Raw genomic sequence first — 557 nt, 5'->3', positions numbered from 1 at the left:
GCCGCGTCGAGTTCGAGGGTGGGGACGTCCAGGTCGCGGGGCAGGTCGGGCAGGGTCGCGGTGGTCGTCAGCAGCAGTGCCGGGGAGGCGTCGCCGAGCATGTAGGCGATGCGTTCCGCGGGATAGGCCGGGTCGACGGGCAGGTAGGCCGCCCCCGCCTTGAGGACCGCCAGCAGCGCCACGATCTGCTCCACACCACGGGGCAGCGCCAGCGCGACGATCCGCTCCGGCCCGACGCCCCGGCCGATCAGCACACGTGCCAGACGGTTGGCCCGCGCGTGCAGCTCCCGGTACGACAGCACCTCCTGCCCGCACACCAGCGCGTCGTCGTCCGGGGTACGGGCCGCCTGCGCCTCCAGCACCGCCGGCACCGTCGCCTCGGCGACGTCCCGCGCGGTGTCGTTCCACTCCACCAGCAGCCGGTCGCGCTCCTGCTCCGACAGCAACTCCACCGACCCGATCCGCACCTGCGGATCGGCAGCCACCGCCTCCAGCATCCGCACGAAACGCTCGACGATCGACTCCACCGTCTCCCGGTCGAACAGATCGCTGCTGTA

At 72.5% G+C, this 557-nt stretch carries 1 protein-coding gene; it reads right to left on the bottom strand.

Going from position 1 to position 557, the window contains the following annotated elements; genetic code table 11:
- Positions 1–557 (bottom strand): AMP-binding protein (locus IE312_RS38125; RefSeq protein WP_189986854.1); only part of this gene is annotated, 557 nt, incomplete at both ends.

The sequence above is a fragment of the Streptomyces capoamus genome (genome assembly GCF_014654935.1).
Taxonomy (GTDB): Bacteria; Actinomycetota; Actinomycetes; order Streptomycetales; family Streptomycetaceae; genus Streptomyces; species Streptomyces capoamus.
Note: the sequence above shows the minus strand (reverse complement) of the source record. Positions and strands in the feature narration are given on the sequence as shown.